This is a genomic window from Gelidibacter sp. (assembly GCF_035577925.1).
GTDB lineage: Bacteria > Bacteroidota > Bacteroidia > Flavobacteriales > Flavobacteriaceae > Gelidibacter.
Genome location: NZ_DATJCY010000151.1, coordinates 1 through 1,545, shown reverse-complemented (window position 1 = coordinate 1,545; position 1,545 = coordinate 1). Strand labels below are relative to the sequence as shown.

At 39.9% G+C, this 1,545-nt stretch carries 1 protein-coding gene; it reads left to right on the top strand.

The features are described from left to right. Positions 1 to 1,545 (top strand): alpha-amylase family glycosyl hydrolase (locus tag VNJ50_RS05310; RefSeq protein WP_325579752.1); only part of this gene is annotated, 1,545 nt, incomplete at both ends.

The following is a 1,545-nucleotide window of genomic DNA, read 5'->3' as shown; positions in this document are numbered from 1 at the left end:
TTTCACAACAACAAACGGCAACTTATAGTGTCAATCCCTCTCCTTTTGAAGAAAACCAAAACATCACACTGACCTTCAACGGAAGCAGCATCGACGAAGCTACTTGGGGCGTTACCGGAAACGACTTATATCTATGGAGCTGGTCCTACGATATGAATCTTTCAAATGAACAGAACTCACCAACCAACGGAGCTTGGGAGAATTCCAATGAAGCCAACAAACTTACTTACAATTCTGGTAATGACACCTACAGCATTTCCTTTACGCCAACAACGTTCTACAACAGAACCGGAATTGGACGTATCGGATTTTTAATTAAAGCAAAAAACGGCACTGGTGATAAAAAAAGCCAAGACATCTTATTAAATGTTGGAAGTTTTCAAGTCACCTTAACTAATCCTCAACAAAATAGCACGACCATACTTTCTTCCGGTGGGAGTTTGAATATTTCTGCAACCAATTCGGGCGGAAATGCGAATTATAATTTAATAGCGAATGGCGCAAGTATTAACACCAAAGCTAATACGTCCAACTTTTCTTTTACCCACACCAATATTACCGCCAACCAAAACTACACACTGGAAGTTACACAATCGGGAACTACAGTCAGTAAGTTGTTTTCTGTTATTGTAAATCCCACAGTAACCTCTGCGGCTTTACCTGCTGGAATGGTTGACGGCATCAATTACAATACTTCCGATCAAACGAAGGTCACTTTAGTACTCGATGCACCACATAAAGATTATGTGTATGTCGCAGGAAGTTTTAACAATTGGCAACCAACCAACAGTTATGCGATGAAAAAAGATCCTTCTTCAGGTAAATTCTGGCTGGAAGTAGCAGGATTAACACCCGGGAAAATAGAAACTTATCAATATTGGGTAGTTGATAACACACCTATTGCAAACTCGCCCAAAATGGTAAAAACAGCCGATCCCTATTCAACTTTGGTATTATCACCATTTGACGATCCCGGCATTCCGGCATCAACCTATCCTAACCTTCCTGCATATCCCGAAGGACAAGAACGTGAAGTCACGGTTTTGCAAACCGCCAAAACACCTTACAACTGGCAAATAACCAATTTTGAAAAACCACAAAAGGAAGATTTAGTGGTTTATGAAGTCTTGATCAGGGATTTTGGGACCAATCGGAATTTTCAAGATTTGATCGATCGCATGGATTATTTTAAAAATCTAAACATCAATGCTATCGAATTGTTGCCGGTAATGGAATTTGAAGGCAATGAAAGTTGGGGTTATAACACGGCTTTCCACATGGCGTTAGATAAATTTTATGGCACTGAAAACAAGCTCAAGGAGTTTATTGATGTCTGCCATCAAAACGGAATTGCCGTTATATTAGATGTTGCACTCAACCATGCTTTTGGAAGAAATCCAATGATACGCATGTGGATGAACGATCCTGATGGCGATGGCTGGGGAGATCCAAGTACCGAAAATCCATACTTTAATACAACACCAAAACATAGCTATAATGTGGGCTCTGATTTTAACCATTCCAATCCGAGAACAAAAGAATATG